Raw genomic sequence first — 18,305 nt, forward strand, 5'->3', positions numbered from 1 at the left:
CGACGGTGGTCGGTCAGCGGGAGCCGCGCCAGTCCTCGCCCTCGACGAGCAGCCCGGCCACCAGCGCGCCGGACATGCCCGCGTGCGCCAGGCCGCCGCCCGGATGGGCCCAGCCGCCCAGCGCCCAACTGCCGCGCACCGAACCGAGGTTGGGCACCAGGGGGCGTTCGTCGGCGCCGGCCAGCGCCGGCACGGGCACGGCCCCGCCGGGCGCACCCGTCCGCTCGGCGCAGTCCGCCGGAGTGCGTGCCTCGTGCCAGAGCAGCCGTCGCGTCAGATCCGGTACGGCGCGTTCGGCCGCGGCCAGCAGCGCCGCCTCCGCCCCGGCGTCGGGTGAACTCCCGGCCGGCACCGCGACGTCGACCACCACCGCCTCGTGCGCGTCGTCGGGGACCAGCGTCCGGTCGTCCGGGCGCGAGACGGTGACCACGCCGGTGTCGGAGTGCACATGTGTCCGGTGCACGGTGTCGGCGGGACGGGCGCCGCGCAGCGCCAGCAGGAGGGTGTGACGTGAGTGCCCCGGCACCGGGGCACCTCGGCCCGCTCCGGCGGCCGGCGCGTCTGCGGGTCCGGCTGTGGCGTCCCGAGTGGTGGGCGCGGGTCCGGCTGTTTCCGCCCGGAGCGGTGCCGGTCCGGCCGAGAGGCGGCCGGTCCCGTCCACCACGTGGTCCGCCGGCACCGTGCTGCCGTCGGCCAGTTCGACGCCGGTGGCGCGTCCGTCGGCCGAGGTCAGGCCCACCACCTCGGAGTTGAAGTGGAACGTCACCTTCCGCTCCAGGCAGCGCGCGTGCACCGCGTCCGCCAGCGCCTGCATCCCGCCGACGACGTACCAGCTGCCGAAGGTCTGCTCCAGATAGGCGAGGACGGACGCGCTCGCCGGTGTCTGTCGCGGATCAAGCCCCCAACCGCGGGCGTAGGAGCCGAGCAGCGCCACCAGGCGCGGATCGCGCAGCTCCGTGCGCGCCACTTCGTCCAGCGTCGGGGTGCGGCGCCGGAACAGGCCGCGGCGGCCGGCCGGATACGGGTCGGGGAGACCGCGCGCCGAACCGGAAACGGTGCGCGGCTCCTCCAGCAGCGGCCTGCGGGTCGCGTCCCAGACCGTACGGGCGCGGGAGACGAGATCCGTCCAGCGCTCACCGCTGCCGGCGCCCAGCGCGGAGTCGAGTGCGTCGATGACACCGGCGCGGGAGGCGGCGGGCAGCGTCACCTCGGTGCCGTCGGCGAACAGGTGCCGGGACGCCGGGTCCACCTGGTGGACGCTCACACAGCTCTCCAGCGGCGCCCGGCCCGTCTTGACGAACAAGTCCCGCCAGACGGCCGGCAGTTGGAGCAGACCCGGCCCGGTGTCGAAACCGAATCCGTCGCGCTCGTACCGCTCGACCGAGCCGCCGTGACGGTCTGCGCGCTCATGGACCTGCACCCGGTGTCCCGCGACGGCCAGCCGAGCCGCCCCCGCCATCGCGCCCATGCCGGCGCCCACGACCACTACCTCTGCCATGCCCCGGACTCTAGCCCGCGTCCCCGTACGGTGAGCCGGCCCGGGTGGCGGAGGCGGGCTGCTGCGGCCTGCTGCGGGAGGACGTGCCCGGCGGTCGCCACGGGTGGCACGGCGGCGGCAGGTGCGGAAGCGCCGTGCCCCTCGCACGCTCCTGGCGCCGGGCCCGCTGCCCGGTCCGGCAGGAGGACCGCGGCGCAGACGTTGACACCGCCCGCCCAGCCGCTGGTGAGGATCAGGGGGAGCACCGGCGCCGGCGGATCACATGGGGCGCGGCAGCCCCCGCAGGGGTCTGGGCGAAGCTGCTCAGCCCTGAGTGCGCGTACCCAGCCGGGGAGTTGAGTACGAGCGCGGATGGGAGCGGACGCCTCGGGACGGCAGAGTGTGGGGCACCGGAGGGCGCACGGGAACGGCCGACACGGGGCGGCCGAGCCCGAGGTGTGCACCTCCGGGGCCGGCGGACCACCGGCAACGGGGGAACGAAGGGGAATCACAGGGGAACGAGCGGCCGGCTCGGCACACGCCGAGACCGGTCGCTCACCCGTGGCCCCGCAGCGGACGGGACGGGACGCGACGGACACTGCCACACCGGCCTGCTCGCCCCGCCACGGCACGGCGACACACGGCGACGCGCACCGGCGGCTCAGCGGGACGGCGTCAGTCGCCGGAGGGGCCGCCGAGCCTGCCGTTGCCGCCGACGCGGCCCTGGAGCAGCAGCGAGAGCGCGCCGTGCACGTCCTCCAGCGATCGCTCCGACTGGAACGCCTTCCAGTCCAGCGCCGCCACGAGCACCATCCCGACCAGGGCCGCCGAGGTCAGCTGGATGTCGATCTCCTCGCTGAACTCCCCTTCCTCGACGCCGAGTCGCAGCACGTCCTCCACCACGGCCACCGCCTGCCCCCGGACCACCATCAGCGTCTTCTGCCACGCCCGGTTGGGACGCCACAGCTCTGCGACGTAGAGCTGGCTGAACGCCGGATAGTGGTCGATGAACCGCAGGCCCGCCATGATCATCGCGTCCAGCGAGTCGACCCGGCCCCCGCCCCGCGCGCTCTCCTGCTCCGCCGCGTCCCTCAGCTCGGTGGTGAGCAACTCCACGCCGTGGCGCAGCAGTTCCTCGAAGAGGTCCGCCTTGCTGGCGAAGTTGTAGTAGACCGTGCCCTTGGCGAGGCCCGCCCGCTCGGCGATCTCCTCGACCGTGGTGGAGGAGAAGCCCTGTTCGGCGATGAGTGTCACCGCCGCCTCGTACAGCTTCTGGCGCGTCGCGCTCGTGCGCGGGCCGCGCGGCGTCCCGCTGCTGCTGCCGTTCTTCATCCCGGGAGCCTTCTCCTCACCGCAGTCTCCTCACCGTGACGACCCCGCCGCGGTCTTCGCGTCGCACCCGCGACGCCGTGCTCCGTGCCGCCCGTACAGCTCGTGCCGCCGTACTGCACGCGACGCCCGTACAGCACGCGACGCTCCATGCAGCCGAGGTGCCGCTGTGGCGGTCCGCGCCACTGCTGCCTCCTCGCCGCTGCCCGCCCGGGCTCACAGCGTGAGTTCCGGGTGCAGCCGTTTCATCGTCCACACGGCACCGCGCCGGGCGGTGAGCGCGGTCAGCGCCAGCGCAGCCGCGGTGAAGCCCAGCAATACCCCACACGCCTGCCACACCGGCGTCATTGCGCCACCGGTGATGAGGACTCGCAGCCCGTCCACGACGTAGGTCATGGGCAGGTACGGGTGGATGGCGTTGAAGAAGTCCGGGCTGGTCTGCACCGGGTAGGTGCCGCCGGCGGAGGTGAGTTGGAGCATCAGCGCCACCAGTACCACGATGCGCCCCGCGGGCCCGAACCGCGCGTTCATCCACTGGACGATCGCGCTGAAGCAGGCGGTGGTCAGCAGCAGGAATCCCACGGTGCCCGCCGGGCGTTCCATCTGGAGTCCCAGCCCCCAGTGGAGCACGGAGAGCAGCGTCACCACCTGGGCGAGGCCCAGGCCCGCCACCGGCAGCCAGCCGGCCAGCGCGGTGCGCCAGGAGGGCGCGCCGGCGGCGAGCGCGCGTCGGTTGAGGGCGGGCAGCAGCATGTAGCAGATCATCGCCGCCACCCACAGGGCGAGCGGGATGAAGTACGGCGCGAAACCGGTGCCGTAGTTGGGTGCCTGGTGGGCGGCCCGGCTCTGCAGGTCCACCGGGTCGGCCATGATCGAGCTGCGCTCGGCGCGTTCGTCGTCGCCGTAGTCCGGGATGCGGTCCTTGCCGTCGTCCAGTCCCTTGGCCAGCTTCTGCGAACCGTCCGCGAGCTTGAAGAGCCCGCCGTCCAGCTGCTTGACGCCCGCGCTCAACTCTCCGAGGCCGCTGTCCAGTTGGGAGGACCCGCTCTTCGCGGTGCCCAGGCCCTTGTGCAGTCGCCCCGCTCCGGCGTTGACCTTGCGGGCGCCGGCGTCGAGCGCGTTGACCTGCTTGACGGCGGTGTCGAGGTCCTTGCCGAGGTGGGGCGCGCGCTGTTGCACCTGTCGGGCGGTGCGCTCGACCTTGACCAGGTCCTTGCGGAGCTCGTCCAGGTCCTCGTACTCCTGGACGCGGTCGTTCAGTCCCTCCGCCGCGTCGGCGGCTCGGCGGGTGAGCTGGACGTGCTTTTTCAGCTCGGAGCAGTCGACGGCCGGCAGCTCGGCCGAACTCTCGTCGCCGCAGAGCCGGTTGTGCAGCTTCTCGGCGCCGTTGGCCGCGCCGCGGGCCAGTCTCTCCGCGCGCTCGGCCTCCTCGGGGAGCTTCTCGACGTGCTTCTGCGCGGCCTTCGCCCCCTCTGCCACCCTGCCCGCCAGCTTGGCGATGTCCTCGCCCGCCTCGGGGGAGGTGAGCGGTTCGACGGCCTTGGCGAGCCGGTTCACCTTGGCGGCCAGCTTCTTGGTGCCGCCGGCGACCTGCTGGGTACCGCTGTGCAGCGTGCCTGCGCCCTTGTGCAGCTTGGTGACACCCGAGTGCAGTTCGCCGCTGCCCTTCTGGGCCCTGCCCGCTCCGGCGAGCAGCTCCCTGGTCCCGTCCTTGGCGTCGCCGACCCCTTTGTTGACGCGGCCGGCTCCGTCGGCGGCCTCGCTGGTGCGCTCGTGCAGGGTGGAGAAGGAGACGAAGATGCGGTTGAAGAAGCCGTCCGAGGCCTTGGAGGAGGCGGAGGCGCGCACCTCGGAGAAGACGGTCCGGGAGATCTGGCCGACGATGTAGTTGTTGGCGTCGTTGGTGCGGACGCTGAGGGCACCGGTCTCCGGGTTGTCCCCGGAGCTGGAGGCGAGTTTGGCGCTGAAGTCGGCGGGGATCGTCAGCGAGAGGTAGTAGCTCCCGTCCTCCACGCCTTTTTCGGCCTCCTCGGCGCTGACCTCCTGCCAGTCGAAGGTGTCGCTGTCGTGCAGCCCTGAGACGATGTCCTCTCCCGCCTCGATCCGCTGCCGCTCCCCGTCGTCGCTCTCGGTGTGCGCACCCCTGTCGTCGTTGACCAGCGCCACCGGTATCCGGTCCATGCTGCCCAACGGGTCCCAGAACGACCACAGGTAGAGCGCCCCGTACAGCAGCGGGATGAGCAGCATCGCCGCCACCGCGGCCCGGGGCATCCGGCCCCTTCCGAACCGCTTGAGCTCAAGCGCGGCCAGTCTCGGCGAACGCATCCCCGGAGCCCTCCTTCGCAGTCGTGGTCGCAGTCGTGGTCGTGGTCGAGGAGGTGGCCTCGGCCGGGGAGCCGGTGGTGTCCCGCCGGGACGGTTCCTCGGAGGTGCCGGCCTCCTCGGCCGCCGCGGGGTCGGCCCGCTCCTCCGCTCCCGGTTCGGGCTGTTCCTCCGCGCCCGGTTCGGGGGAGCCGTCGTACCCGGGGGCCGGGTCGTCCGCGGCGTCGATCCGCAGCACGGCGGTGTCCTCCGGCGCCTGGGCGCACGAGGCCAGCACGGTGACGCCGGCCGCCGCGACGGTCCGCAACAGCCCCCACATCTCCAGCCGTTCGGCGTCCGAGAGCTTGAGCCCGACATCGTCGACGGCGATCAGCCGCGGTTCGTCCAGCAGGGCGAGGGCGACGCCCAGCCGCAGTTCCTGTCTCCGCTCCAGCTGCCGCACGGTCGTGCGCGGCCCCTTGGGCAGCTCCTCGAAGGAGAGGCCGGCGAGCTCCATCGCCCGCTCGACGCGTTCCCGGCGGGCGGTCGAGCGCTCGCGCCGCCAGCCGCGGAAGTACGGGCGCAGCAGGGAACGTTCGCGCAGATGCTCGGCGACGGTGAGGGCGGGATCGGGGTCGTTGACGTCCGGTACGGGACCGAGCGCGGTGATCTCGCGCACCGCGGCCATCCGCTTCGGCAGCGGCAGGCCGTCCACCTCGGCGCGGCCCGCGGTGGTCCGCATCCTCCCGGTCAGCGCCAGCAGCAGACAGGTCCGGCCCGAACCCGACGGACCCTGGACCGCCACCAACTCCCCGGCTTCCGCGGACAGTTCGACGCCCCGGAACACCGTGCCCCGGGGCCCGTCCATGCCGAGGCCCTCGGCGGTGACTGACGCCCCCCGCATACGCCCTCCTTCTTTGAACTGACTGGTCAGTTCAAAGGCTAGCAGTCGCCCCGGAGCCCCGGACGCACCCCTCGTTGTCAGTGGTGGGAGTCACCATGGGCGTTGGGCCTTCCCGCGCGCCCTCGCGGAGTGCGGGAGCCCCGCGACACCCGCACCCGACCACGACCGAGCGAGGCACCCGAGGCCGAAGCAGTACCGAGGCAGCCAAGAAGCGAAGGAGGCACCAGCCCATGAAGGTGAACGGGCCCCCGAGCGAAACCTCTCCCACTCCCGATCCCCCTGTCACTCCCGGCTCCCACCCGGCGCCGGCCGGCCATCCGCCGGCCGTCTCGACGGCCGCCCTCTCCCAACTCGCCCAGGCGCACCAGGCGCTGGCCGAGGCCGCCGTCCTGGGTCCGCCCCACGAGCGCTATGTCGCGGCCCACCGTGCCGCACTCCACACCGCCGCCGCGGTCCTGGCTGTGCGCGGCCGGCCGGAGACCTCCGAGCGCGCCCGCCGCCGTATACGCAGCGCCTGGGACATACTCCGCGAGATCGCCCCCGAACTCGCGGAGTGGAGCGCGTACTTCGCCTCCGGTGCGAGCAGGCGCGCGCTCGCCGAGGCGGGTGTGCACGGTGCGGTCAGCGGTGCGCATGCGGACGAGCTACTGCGCACGGCCCAGGAGTTCCGCCTGCTGGTGGAGCGCACCCTGACCATCGACTCGGGACTGCCGCACCAGCGCAGACAGGCCCGGCCGGGCCGCGGGAGCCCGGCGAGAGGGCGGCGTCCGTCGGCGTCCGGGGGGAGGCAATAGGCTGGGCCCGATCAGCCACTTCAGTCGCCGAGGAGCACCGCCATGACCCGCCCCCGCGCCGCTCTCCGTACCGCCGTGGTCTGGGAGGTGCTCAGGGACGCGCTCGACCGCAGAGCCGCCCGGGCCGGACGGGAGGCGCTCGAAGTCCTCGACGCGGGCGGGGGCTCCGGGCACTTCGCCGTGCCGCTGGCGGGCCTGGGCCACCGCGTCACGGTCGTCGACCCGAGCCCCAACGCGCTCTTCGCGCTGGAGCGCCGGGCGGCCGAGGAGGGTGTGGCCGAGCGGGTGCAGGGTGTCCAGGGAGACGCGCACGGACTGCTGGACGTCGCGGAGCGCGGCGGCTACGACGCGGTGCTGTGCCACGGAGTGCTGGAGTACGTGGACGACCCGGCGGAGTCCGTGCGCAACGCGGTCGCCGCGCTGCGGCCCGAGGGCGGCACCCTCAGCGTGCTCGCCGCAGGGCTCGGCGGAGCCGTGTTCGCCAGAGCGCTCGCCGGTCACTTCACCGAGGCGCGGCACGCCCTGGAGGACCCGGACGGCCGCTGGGGCTCCGCCGACCCGATGCCGCGCCGCTTCTCCCCGGAGCACCTGAGCGAGCTGCTGGTCGCGACCGGGCTGGAGGTCGGTGTCATCCAGGGCGTGCGGATCTTCGGGGATCTGGTGCCCGGTGCGCTGGTGGACTCCGACCCGCAGGCGGTCGAGGCGCTCGCCCAACTGGAGGCGGCGGCGGCCGAGCTGCCCGCTTTCCGCTCGGTCGCGGGCCAGTTGCACGTGCTGGCGGAGCTGCGCTAGTCGTGCGCGCCGCGGGTGCGCGTACGGAGCTGCCCCGGGCGCCCTCACGAGGGCTGCCGGTGCGGGCGGCCACCCGGTTGCGAGTGTGCAGTTCACCGCGGGTGCGGCGGTCCCTCGCGCGGCCCTTGCGGGGATCGGGCAAGATTGACCTGACAGCCCTTGGCCGTGGGTGCCCGCTTCCGCGCCCGGCGCCGTATGATCGAGGCAGACCGTCGGGCATGACGGGCGGGTAGTAGGGGAATGAACTGGCCACTGCTGTGTCAGCCAAGTCCGACCTCACGGAAGGGACTGGCGTACAGGGGCGGGTTTCACGGGGGCGATTCCCTGCCTATCCTTGAAGGGTCGCATCCGGTCGCCCCCCGCGACCGACGAGTAGGAGGACTCCGTGCCGCTCTCTGAGCACGAGCAGCGCATGCTCGAGCAGATGGAGCGAGCGCTGTACGCCGAAGATCCCAAGTTCGCGACAGCGCTCGAGGGAAGCGAGCTGCGCGCGCCGACCCGCAAGCGGGTCTATCAGGCGGTTGCGGGCTTTCTGGTGGGCATTGCGCTCCTGATGTCCGGAATGGTCGCGCAGATCATCTGGGTCAGCGTCCTCGGCTTCCTCGTGATGCTCGGATGCACCGTCCTGGCCGTCACCGGCTGGCGGAAAGGCCCCAAGACCGACGACGCCAAGGCCGAAGGCGGTGGCGAGGCCGGACCCGCGAGGGGCGGAGCCTCCTCCCGACGACAGCCCAAACAGCGCAAATCGATGATGAACAAGATCGAGCAGCGCTGGCAGCGGCGTCGCGACGAGCGCCAGTAGCCGACGCCACGGCGCTTGGACAACACCACACAGCCAGATCGAAAGCGATGGGTGGCTCTCCCCGGAGAGCCACCCATCGCTTTCGTGTGTGCGGTCCCGCGGCGCCGGCCGACGGCGCCGGACAGCGGGCGTCCCGCCCCGCTGCCGCAGGGCCGCAGGCCGCGCCTCGTCCGGCGCCGCCCCGGCCGCCCCACCCGGTGCCGCGCGAAGAAGCCCGACGCGAGCCCGCCGAGGCGCGTACGGGCCCCGTGCGTGAGGCTCCGCGCAACGCGGACTCTGCGTACGCGGACCGGGCGCCTGCGGGCCGGTGCGGGGGTGGAATCGGTGTGCGGGGGCCGGTCGTTCGCTCGTTCGCGGCAGCGGTGTGCGCGGGGCGGGAGCGCCCGCGCAGGTGTGCCCCGCCCGGTGCTGCCGCACGGAACCCCACGCCCCACGAGCCCCTGAACCGCAGCCGCGTGCACGTCCGCCGGGCCGGCCGGTCGCGGCGCCCCGCTCACGGACGGATCGGCGGCCGGCCACGGACACAACGGCGCCCCACCGCCGGCGGATCGCAGGTGCGGCCACCCGGCGCGGCCCGTGGGCGGGCGGCTACGGCTGGGTGGCCGCAGCGGGTTCCGACCGACGGAGCGGCCGGGACCGCGGTCAGGCCCGTCGTCTGCGCACCGAACGCACCGCCGCACCTGCCCTCGCCGCCCGGGCCCGCACCCGCTCCGCCGCGAGGGTCCAGCGGCGGCGCACGGCCCAGCTCACCCGTACGGCCGAACGGGGCGCGAGCGTTGCCCGCAGTCCGGTCCGCCGGTCCGCGGCGGAGCGCAGTCCCGCGCGGACGGTGCGCACGTCGGCGGCCGGATCGCCGTCGGCAGTGCTGCTCCGCGCTGTGGTCGGGGCGTACAGCACCCGCTCCACCGCGTCCGCGACCCGGTGTGCGGCTGCCGCGGCGTCGGCGTCGAGCCGGCCCTCGGTGACCAGGCGGCGCACTGCCTTGCGGGGGGTGGCGGAGTCGTCGGGCGTGATGCCGAAGTCCCAGCCGGTGTCCAGCAGTTCCCGCCAGACGGCCAGCACGGCGTCCGCCGAGCCGGCTGTCGGGCCGCCGGCGGCGGCGAGCCGTCTGCCGCGCGCCCGGATGCGCCACAGCGCGGGCAGCAGCGGCAGTGTCAGTGCGGCCAGCGCCGCGACGGTGATCAGCGCGGCGCGCTGCCACGGGAAGCCCCCGTCGCCGGGGGGCGGGCCGACGGCGTCCAGCTCACCGCACTCGCCGGCCTGCCGGCGCTCGGCCGTGCACTCCTCCTCCTCGGTGGGCTCCGGACTGGGACCGGTGGTCTCCTCCGGCCCGGTCTCCTCGTCCTCCGGTACGGAGGGGTCGGGCAGATCGGGCTGCGCGTATCCGGGGGTGTTGCCGCGCGAGGGGGTGGGCTCGAACCGGGTCCAGCCGACGCCCTCGAAGTACAGCTCGGGCCAGGCGTGCGCGTCCTGCAGTCCCACCTCGGTACGGCCGCCGGACACCGCGGTGCCCGGGGTGAAACCGACCGCCACCCGGGCCGGGATGTCCAGGGTCCTGGCCATGGCGGCCATCGAGAAGGCGAAGTGGATGCAGAAACCCTCGCGCTGGTCCAGGAAGCGGGTGATCGCCGCGCTGCCGCTGCCGGCGCGCACCTCGGTGTTGTAGGTGAACCCGCCCTCGCGGGCGAACCACTCCTGGAGCGCGAGCGCCCGCTCGTAGTCGCTGTCCGAACCCTGGACGACGTTGCGCGCGATGCTCTCCACCTCGCGGGGCAGCGAGCCCGGCACGTCGGTGTACTCGCGGCGGATCTGCTCGCGGGCGGGCGGGGCGTTCTTCAACTGCTCGGCGGTGGGCCGGACCTGGAGACTGACCACCTGGTACTTCGCGCCCTCGGTGGTCTGGCCGCGATCGCCGACCAGGGTGCGCCCCTCGGGCTCGAACCGCCAGCGGCCGTCGATGTCCACCCGCTGGGCCGGGTACGGCATCGGCAGCCAGCTCTGCTTGTACCAGTCGGCGGCCTCGACGAGAGTCGTCGTGCGCTGCACGTCCACGTCGGGGGACATGCCGGGTACGTCGGGCAGCGGGTCGGGCACGGAGGTGATGCGGCGCTCCGACGGCTTCCACGCGGTCCCGTCGAACTGGTCGAGGGAGACGATGCGCAGATACATGTCCTCGTTGCTCTGCGCGTTCGTCCGGTAGGTGAGGACCGTGCGGTTCTCCGGCTGGTTGAGGCTGTCCTGGAGCGCCACCAGCGGGTTGACCGCGGACACGGTCCCGTCGGAGGAGCTGCCCGATCCGCGCCCGGCCGGGTCCAGCACCCCGCTGCCGAGCGAGGGGAGCAGCGCGGGTACGAGCAGCGCGAGGCCCAGCGTCGCCACCCCGATCCGCCGTCCGGTGCGCACCGGCGCGGACACCGGGGGCTCGGAGCGCTGCCCGAAGCCGCGCTGCATCGCGGCGCCGCTGAACACCCGGCCCCACTGGGAGATCCGGTCCCGCCCCTCGGCCAGGAGCAGAAGCAGATAGCCGGTCGCGGCGACCAGGAACCACAGCCAGCTCACCTCGCCCTGCCCGAGGCCCGCGGCCACCGAGTAGAGCGCCAGCAGCGGCAGACCGGCGGGCGCGGCGCTGCGGAAGGTCACCGCGACGACATCCACCAGCAGACCGATCAGCAGTGCACCGCCGACGAGCATCAGCTGGATGCCGTCGGTCAGCGGTGCGGGGATGGTGAACCGGGTGACGTCCTCGCCGCCCTGGCCGACCAGCGCTCCCAGCTGCTCGACGCTCGCCGGTGTCGGCAGCACACCGCCGAGCGCGCTCTCCTGGGCGAAGATCAGCGTCAGCAGCACGAACGAGACGAGCAGCTGCGCGGTGATCGTCACCGGCCTGGCCAGCGGGACGCGGCGGGCGGCCAGGCCCACCGCGCTCTGCACCGCGAGCAGTGCGGCTGCCTGGAAGAGCCAGCTCGCCGCCGAGACCAGCGGCAGCAGCGCGCACGCCGAGGCGACCGAGGCCCACCAGGCCGCCAGCGTCAACCGAGCTCCGCCGCTCATGCGTTCCCGCCTTCCGCCGGGCCGCTGCCCGCGGCCGCCCGGTCCGTCTGCCGCCACAGCTCGGCGAAGGGGTCTCCCGCGTCGCAGAGCACCACCGTCCAGCCGCTCTCCCGCAGCGCCCTCGCCCGTGCCTCGTCCTCGGCCCGGGTGGCGCGCCCGCGCACCAGGAACGCGACCGCACCGCCGGCACGGGCCCGCATCCGCGCGGTCTGCGCCGCGTCCTCCTCGTCCATCGCGCCCAGGAAGGCGATCAGCAGGCCGTCCCCGCGCAGGGACTCCCACATACGGGCGAGGCTCGGCTCCGCGGAGTGCTCCACGACCGCGAGCGAGTCCATCAGCAGACCGGCCGTCTCCGAGGAATCGCCCATCAGGCCGCCGGTGTCCAGGCCGGAACCTTCGGATTCCGTCAACAGCCGTACGCCGTAGCCGCGTTCGATCAGATGCATCACGGTGGAGGCCGCCGCGGAGACCGCCCACTCGAAGGGCGAGTCGGGCCCCGAGCCCGCCCAGGCCTCGTCCCTGGTGTCCAACAGCACGGTGCAGCGCGCCTGTTGGGGCTGCTCCTCGCGCCGGACCATCAGCTCGCCGTACCGGGCGGTCGAGCGCCAGTGCACCCGGCGCAGATCGTCGCCGTGGCGGTACTCGCGCGGAATCACGTCGTCGTCCCCGGCGAGCGCCAGCGCGCGCTGACGGCTGTCGCCGTAACCACCGGCCTCGCCGGCCAGGCGGACCGGCGGCAGCGGCTCCGTGCGCGGCACCACGGTGAGAGTGTCATGAGAGCTGAACGAACGAGTGAGCTCGACCATTCCGAACGGATCGGTCAGCCGCAGCTGGAGCGGCCCGAGCGCGTACCGCCCGCGCAGGTCTGAACGGACCCGGTAGGACACCTCGCGCCGGCCGCCGGCCTCCACCCGGTCCAGGACGAAGCGCGGACGCGGGCCGAGCACGTAGGGCACCCGGTCCTGGAGCATCAGCAGCCCGGTGGGCAGCCGCGAGATGTTCTCCACCCTCAGATGCACCCGTGCCTCGCTGCGCGCCGGCACCCGGGTCGGTTGCAGCAGCCGGGAGCCGGCGACCCGGTACCGGGTGCGGTGCAGCACGACCACGCAGACCAGCGGCAGCACCGCCAGCATCATGCCCACCCGCAGCAGGTCGCCCTGCCCGAGTACGTAGGCGCACGCGGTCGCGGCCAGACCGGCGGCCAGGAAGGAACGGCCCCGGGTCGTCAGCCCGCTCAACGAGGTGCGCAGCGAGCCGCGCTGCTCCTGGTCGCCGCTCCCGGTGTCCATCAGTGGCCCCGCGGTGCCGGCCGCCCGTAGGGACCCCACTGCTGGGTGTCGGGCACCGGGGTGCGTTGCAGTATCTCCACCACCAACTGCTCGGTGGTGCGGCGGTTGAGCTGGGCCTGCGCGGTCGGCAGCAGCCGGTGCGCGAGGACCGGCACGGCCAGGTTCTGGACGTCGTCGGGGAGCGCGTAGTCGCGGCCGGCGAGCGCTGCCGACGCCTTGGCGGCGCGCAGCAGTTGGAGCGTGGCGCGCGGCGAGGCGCCGAGCCGCAGCTCCGGGTGGTTGCGGGTGGCCCCGACCAGGTCGACGGCGTAGCGGCGCACCGTCTCGGCGACGTGGACCTCGCGCACCGCGTCGATCAGCTTGCCGATGTCGTGCGCGTGCGCCACCGGTTGGAGGTCGTCCAGCGGCGAGACGCCGCCGTGCACGTCGAGCATCTCCAGCTCGGCCTCCACGCTCGGGTAGCCGATGGAGACCCGGGCCATGAAACGGTCGCGCTGGGCCTCGGGGAGCGGATAGGTGCCCTCCATCTCCACCGGGTTCTGGGTGGCGACGACCATGAAGGGGTCGGGCAGTTCGTAGGTGCGGCCGTCGATGGTGACCTGGCGCTCCTCCATCGACTCAAGCATCGCCGACTGCGTTTTGGGCGAGGCGCGGTTGATCTCGTCCCCGATGACGATCTGCGCGAAGATCGCCCCGGGCTTGAACTCGAACTCCTTGCGCTCCTGGTCGTACACGCTCACCCCGGTGACGTCCGAGGGCAGCAGGTCCGGCGTGAACTGGATACGCCGGACCGAGCAGTCGATGGAGCGGGCGAGGGCCTTGGCGAGCATCGTCTTGCCCACCCCGGGAACGTCCTCGATCAGCAGGTGCCCCTCGGCGAGCAGCACCGTCAGCGAGAGCCGGACGGCCTCGGGCTTGCCCTCGATGACCCGCTCGACGGACTTGCGCACCCGATCCGCGGTGTCCGTCAGGTCACTGAGGCTCGCACGCTCTTCATAGGTCGTCACCCGGCCCTCCTCGGCCCAACTCCAGTGGCCGGGCCGGAGATCACTTGGGCCGGCCCGTCCCGAAACTCCCGGCTCAGCTCCTGCGGAACCAACCGGTTGACGCTTCATTCTTCATGGAGACCGCCTCTCGCGTCACCGCTCCTGGCCGCTCTCCGGGTCGATCTCGCGCAGCAGGCCCGTCCGCACGTCGAAGACGAAACCGCGCACATCATCAGTGTGCGGGAGGAACGGAGAGGTTCGTACCTTCTGGATGGACTGTCGTACGTCCTGGTCGAGGTCCTTGAACGCCTCAACCGCCCAGGCCGGACGCTGTCCGACCTCGAGCTCCAGCTCGTGCCGGAACTCCTCGGTCAGGTCCAGGAGGCCGCAGCCGGTGTGGTGGATCAGCACGATCGACCGGGTGCCCAGGGCGCGCTGGCTGATGGTCAGGGAGCGGATCACGTCGTCGGTGACGACGCCGCCCGCGTTGCGGATGGTGTGGCAGTCGCCCAGGCGCAGGCCCAGGGCGGCGTGCAGGTCGAGGCGGGCGTCCATGCAGGCGACGACGGCGACGTTGAGGACCGGCTGGGCGTCCATGCCCGGATCGGTGAACTTCGCTGCGTAGCGGGAGTTGGCGGCGGTGAGCTGATCGGTCACCGTCTGCTGGTCGGGAGAGGTCGGCATGGCGGAACCGTATCGGGGCACGACCGCCGCGGCGCGCCGCGAAGCGGTGCGGAACGGGGCGCAGCAGGCATTCCACCCCCGTGTGACCTAGTGCACACAAGGTCGGTGCGGATGTGTCCGAGCGCGGGAGCGCGCCGGGGGAGCGCGCGTGTCCGTCCCCGCGCCGGCCGCCCCGCACCGGCACCGGGCCCGTCCCTCGCCGGCGCCGCTCCGCCCGGTGCGCCGACCGCTGCCGAACCGCCGACCCCCGACCTCCGACCGCGCGGCCCCAACTCCCGCAGAACCGCTGGAGAAACGGGCCGGGACGCGCCCCACCGGTTGATTGACCACGCGACCGGGTGGACTAAGGTGACGCCCAGTGGGAGACGCGAGCGCAGATGCCGGCCGGACATCCCGGTAGACGACGCCCCACCGGCTGTGCGGTTCGCACATACGGCTCGGCCTCCTCCCGCTCCGGCGGCCCGACGCCACTTCCCCGGCGCCAGGAAGCCACTTCCCCTTCAGAGCGGGCGGGGACCGAGCTGTATGTGCAGCAGCCCGCGCCGGATTTGAGAGGGCGCATGAGCAGCGGCGAAGAGCGACACGTCCCCGTGATGCTCCGGCGGTGTCTGGACCTCCTGGAGCCCGCCCTGACACGTCCGGGCGCGGTGGTGGTCGACTGCACCCTCGGGCTCGGCGGACACAGCCGGGCGCTGCTCGAAGCCCACCCGCAGGTGCGGCTGATCGGTCTGGACCGCGACCAGGACGCGCTGAAGCTCGCCGGTGAACGCCTCGCCCCGTACGGCGAGCGCGCCACTCTCGTGCACGCGGTCTACGACGAACTCCCCGACGTGCTGCGCCGACTCGGCGTCCCCCGGGTCGACGGCGTCCTCTTCGACCTCGGCGTCTCCTCCATGCAGCTCGACGAGGCGGACCGCGGTTTCGCCTACGCGCAGGACGCCCCGCTGGACATGCGGATGGACCAGAGCACCGGCATCTCGGCGGCGGAGGTCCTCAACACGTACGCCCCGGGCGAACTGGTGCGCATCCTGCGCGCGTACGGCGAGGAGAAGCAGGCCAAACGGATCGTCGAAGCGGTCGTGCGGGAACGTGCGCGGGAGCCCTTCACCAACAGCGCCCGGCTGGTCGAGCTCATCCGCGCGGCGCTGCCGCAGGCCGTCAAGCGCACCGGCGGCAACCCTGCCAAGCGCACCTTCCAGGCGCTGCGCATCGAGGTCAACGGTGAACTCCGGGTGCTGGAACGGGCGATCCCCGCCGCCGTCTCCTCGCTCGCGCTGCACGGACGCATCGCCGTGCTCTCCTACCACTCGCTGGAGGACCGGCTGGTCAAGCAGGTGTTCGCGGCGGGGGCGGCCTCCACCGCGCCGCCCGGGCTGCCCGTCGTGCCCGAGCGCTACCAGCCCCGGCTGCGCCTGCTGACCCGCGGCTCGGAGCTGCCGTCCGAGGAGGAGATCGAGACCAACCGCCGCGCGGCCCCCGCCCGGCTGCGCGGTGCCGAACGCGTACGGGAGGAACCGCAGCCATGAGCCCCAGGCCCAGACAGCCCGCCCGCCTCGCCGCACTCACCCGGCTGGCCGCCAACGGCCCCGGCGCCGCGCGTACGCCCTTCGTCCTGCTGATCGTGGTGCTGCTCGGCTCCGGGCTGCTCGGGCTGCTGCTGCTCAACGCCTCCCTGAACCAGGGGTCGTTCGAGCTCAGCAAGCTCAAGAAGCAGTCCAAGGAGCTCAGTGACGAGCGGCAGGAGCTCCAGGGGCAGGTCGACGGATTCTCGGCCCCCGACGCGCTGGACAAGCGCGCCAGGGAGCTGGGCCTGGTGCCCGGCGGCGTGCCGGCCTTCCTGAAGTCCGACGGCGGTGTCGTCGGCGTCCCCGAACCAGCCCGCCCCGACTCCGGGAGGTGACGCGGCCGTGGGCTCCAACGAACCGCGCCGAGTACGCCGTGTGCCCCGTCCCGCCCGCTCCGCCCGGCCCGGCCCGCGGCCCGGAAACCGACCGGGGCCCGGGCGCGGGGGCGGCCGTCCGGCGGTGCTGCGGCTGGGCAGCCACCGGCCGCGGCTGCGCTTCCTCAGCATCGGTCTGACCTTCGTCCTGCTGGTCTTCGTGCTGCGGCTGCTCCAGGTGCAGGCGGTGGACGCCAACAGCTACGCCCAACAGGCCAATCTCAACCGCTACATCACCGCGCCGATCGCCGCGGAGCGGGGCAGCGTCACCGACCGCACCGGCCGCGAACTGGCCACCACCGTCGACACCTACGACATCACCGCGGACCCGTACCTCTTCAAACCCGCGCAGGCGGGCGTGCCGGACGCGCCCGACCGGGCCGCCGAACTCCTCGCCCCGATACTGGGTGTGGGCCGCGCCGAGCTGCGCGAGAAGCTCACCGAGCCGCCGGCCCCGCGGTTCGTGGTGCTGGCCCGCAAGCAGACTCCGCAGACCTGGCGTCAGATCCAGGACCTCAAGCGGACCCTGGCCGACAAGCAGGGCAAGGACGAGGGGCACAACGCGCTCGCCGGGGTCTACGCGGAGCCGGGCTCCAAGCGCGTCTACCCCAACAAGGAACTGGCCGCGGGCGTCCTCGGCTTCGTCACCGCCGACGGCACCGGCGGCGGCGGGCTGGAGGCGCAGTTCGACAAGCAGCTCGCGGGCAAGGACGGGAAGATCACCTATGCCCAGTCCGCCGGCCGCAGGGTGCCCACGGTGGGCGCGGACGAGCAGCCCGCGACCCCCGGCACGTCGATAGAGCTGACCCTGGACCGCGACATCCAGTGGGCCGCCCAGCAGGCGATCACCGACCAGGTCAAGAAGTCCAAGGCCGACCGCGGCTACGTCGTCGTCCAGGACACCAGGACCGGCGAACTGCTCGCGCTGGCCAACTCCCCGGGCTACGACCCCAACGACCTGAGCACCGCCAGCAGCGCCGCGCTCGGCAATCCCGCCCTCCAGGACGTCTACGAGCCCGGCTCCACCGCGAAGCTGATGACGATGGCCGCCGTGCTGGAGGAGGGCAAGGCCGCGCCCGGCACCCGGGTGACCGTCCCCAACCGGCTGCCCAGGGCGGACCGTGCCTTCGCCGACGACCACGACCACCCCACGTACCACCTCACCCTCACCGGGGTGCTCGCCAAGTCGAGCAACATCGGCACGATCCTTGCGGCCGAGCGACTGGGGAAGAACCAGCGCGAGGCCAACAAGGTGCTGCACCGCTACCTCACCCGCTTCGGGATGGGGCAGCGCACCGGCCTCGGCTTCCCCGGCGAGACCCGCGGACTGCTCGCCGCCCCCGGCGACTGGAACGCCTCGCAGCAGTACACGATCCCCTTCGGCCAGGGCATGTCCGTCAACTCCGTGCAGGCGGCGTCGGTCTACTCCACGATCGCCAACGGCGGACTGCGCACCACCCCGACCCTGGTGCGCGGCACCAGCGGCCCCGACGGCCGGTACACCGCGGCACCCAAGCCCGACAGCGAGCGCGTCGTCAGCAAGAAGACGGCCCGTACGCTCTCGCGGATGCTGGAGTCGGTCGTGCACGACGAGGAGGGCACCGGCAAGGTCGCCGAGATCCCGGGCTACCGCGTCGCCGGCAAGACCGGCACCTCCAACCGCGTCGACCCCGAGACCGGCAGCTACCGCGGATACACCTCGTCCTTCGCCGGTTTCGCACCGGCCGACGCGCCGCGGGTGACTGTCTACTGTGCCGTGCAGAACCCCAAGCGCGGCAGCTACTTCGGCAGCGAGGTCTGCGGACCCGTCTACCAGCAGGTCATGAAGTTCGCGCTGAAGACCCTCCAGGCGGCACCCTCCGGCACCAAGCCGGCCGGGCTGCCGACCACGTTCGACCCGGGCGACTGAACCGCCCGGCAGCGTCATCCTCCAGGGCAACCGACGAAAGAACCGCAC

Annotated in this window: 14 protein-coding genes; 6 read left to right on the top strand and 8 right to left on the bottom strand. The window is 73.2% G+C overall.

The genetic code is table 11. From position 1 onward, the window contains the following. Positions 1–13 precede the first annotated feature (13 nt). The 4 genes from MTQ01_RS10075 to MTQ01_RS10090 form a co-directional block, all read right to left on the bottom strand. Positions 14–1,498, bottom strand: a complete 1,485-nt coding sequence (locus tag MTQ01_RS10075; protein WP_247488738.1) for an NAD(P)/FAD-dependent oxidoreductase — start codon at positions 1,496–1,498, stop codon at positions 14–16. Positions 1,499–2,152: 654 nt separating this feature from the next. After that, positions 2,153–2,809 (bottom strand): TetR/AcrR family transcriptional regulator, encoded by a 657-nt coding sequence (locus MTQ01_RS10080; RefSeq protein WP_247488740.1) that lies wholly within the window; start codon positions 2,807–2,809, stop codon positions 2,153–2,155. Between the two features lie 213 nt (positions 2,810–3,022). Further along, positions 3,023–5,131 carry a YhgE/Pip domain-containing protein gene (locus MTQ01_RS10085; RefSeq protein ID WP_247488742.1) on the bottom strand — a complete coding sequence of 703 codons (2,109 nt, stop codon included), beginning with the start codon at positions 5,129–5,131 and terminating at the stop codon, positions 3,023–3,025. Continuing rightward, positions 5,103–6,011, bottom strand: a complete 909-nt coding sequence (locus tag MTQ01_RS10090; RefSeq protein ID WP_247488744.1) for an ATP-binding cassette domain-containing protein — start codon at positions 6,009–6,011, stop codon at positions 5,103–5,105. Before MTQ01_RS10090 ends, MTQ01_RS10085 begins: the two co-directional genes overlap by 29 nt. Positions 6,012–6,241: 230 nt before the next feature. Here MTQ01_RS10090 and MTQ01_RS10095 point away from each other — a divergent pair, with 230 nt between their 5' ends. The 3 genes from MTQ01_RS10095 to MTQ01_RS10105 all read left to right on the top strand — a co-directional run bounded on the left by MTQ01_RS10095 (position 6,242) and on the right by MTQ01_RS10105 (position 8,399). Further along, positions 6,242–6,805 (top strand): SAV_6107 family HEPN domain-containing protein, encoded by a 564-nt coding sequence (locus MTQ01_RS10095; protein ID WP_247488746.1) that lies wholly within the window; start codon positions 6,242–6,244, stop codon positions 6,803–6,805. A gap of 42 nt (positions 6,806–6,847) precedes the next feature. Then, positions 6,848–7,597 carry a bifunctional 2-polyprenyl-6-hydroxyphenol methylase/3-demethylubiquinol 3-O-methyltransferase UbiG gene (locus tag MTQ01_RS10100; RefSeq protein ID WP_247488747.1) on the top strand — a complete coding sequence of 250 codons (750 nt, stop codon included), beginning with the start codon at positions 6,848–6,850 and terminating at the stop codon, positions 7,595–7,597. Positions 7,598–7,982: 385 nt separating this feature from the next. Further along, positions 7,983–8,399 carry a DUF3040 domain-containing protein gene (locus tag MTQ01_RS10105; RefSeq protein ID WP_247488749.1) on the top strand — a complete coding sequence of 139 codons (417 nt, stop codon included), beginning with the start codon at positions 7,983–7,985 and terminating at the stop codon, positions 8,397–8,399. A 642-nt stretch (positions 8,400–9,041) separates the two neighbouring features. On the opposite strand, the gene MTQ01_RS10110 is transcribed toward MTQ01_RS10105, so the two are convergent. The 4 genes from MTQ01_RS10110 to MTQ01_RS10125 form a co-directional block, all read right to left on the bottom strand. Continuing rightward, positions 9,042–11,450: a DUF3488 and transglutaminase-like domain-containing protein gene (locus tag MTQ01_RS10110; protein ID WP_247488751.1), complete on the bottom strand. Its 2,409-nt coding sequence runs from the start codon at positions 11,448–11,450 to the stop codon at positions 9,042–9,044. After that, positions 11,447–12,739 (bottom strand): DUF58 domain-containing protein, encoded by a 1,293-nt coding sequence (locus tag MTQ01_RS10115; RefSeq protein WP_247488752.1) that lies wholly within the window; start codon positions 12,737–12,739, stop codon positions 11,447–11,449. Before MTQ01_RS10115 ends, MTQ01_RS10110 begins: the two co-directional genes overlap by 4 nt. Continuing rightward, positions 12,739–13,746 (bottom strand): AAA family ATPase, encoded by a 1,008-nt coding sequence (locus MTQ01_RS10120; protein WP_247488754.1) that lies wholly within the window; start codon positions 13,744–13,746, stop codon positions 12,739–12,741. The genes MTQ01_RS10115 and MTQ01_RS10120 overlap by 1 nt, the downstream gene beginning before the upstream one ends. A 132-nt stretch (positions 13,747–13,878) precedes the next feature. Continuing rightward, positions 13,879–14,409, bottom strand: coding sequence for a carbonic anhydrase (locus MTQ01_RS10125; protein ID WP_247488757.1), 531 nt, complete (start codon positions 14,407–14,409; stop codon positions 13,879–13,881). A 560-nt stretch (positions 14,410–14,969) separates the two neighbouring features. Between MTQ01_RS10125 and rsmH the strand changes: the two genes are divergently transcribed. From rsmH to MTQ01_RS10140, 3 genes are read left to right on the top strand one after another with little or no spacing between them, the layout of a single operon-like run. Further along, complete coding sequence (rsmH, locus tag MTQ01_RS10130; RefSeq protein WP_247488759.1) at positions 14,970–15,935, top strand: 16S rRNA (cytosine(1402)-N(4))-methyltransferase RsmH; 966 nt, start codon at positions 14,970–14,972, stop codon at positions 15,933–15,935. Next, positions 15,932–16,309, top strand: coding sequence for a septum formation initiator family protein (locus MTQ01_RS10135; RefSeq protein WP_247488761.1), 378 nt, complete (start codon positions 15,932–15,934; stop codon positions 16,307–16,309). The genes rsmH and MTQ01_RS10135 overlap by 4 nt, the downstream gene beginning before the upstream one ends. A 7-nt stretch (positions 16,310–16,316) precedes the next feature. Beyond that, positions 16,317–18,257, top strand: coding sequence for a penicillin-binding protein 2 (locus MTQ01_RS10140; RefSeq protein ID WP_247488763.1), 1,941 nt, complete (start codon positions 16,317–16,319; stop codon positions 18,255–18,257). The last annotated feature ends 48 nt before the right edge of the window (positions 18,258–18,305 follow it).

This window comes from Streptomyces sp. XM4193, from assembly GCF_023072595.1.
Taxonomy (GTDB): domain Bacteria; phylum Actinomycetota; class Actinomycetes; order Streptomycetales; family Streptomycetaceae; genus Streptomyces.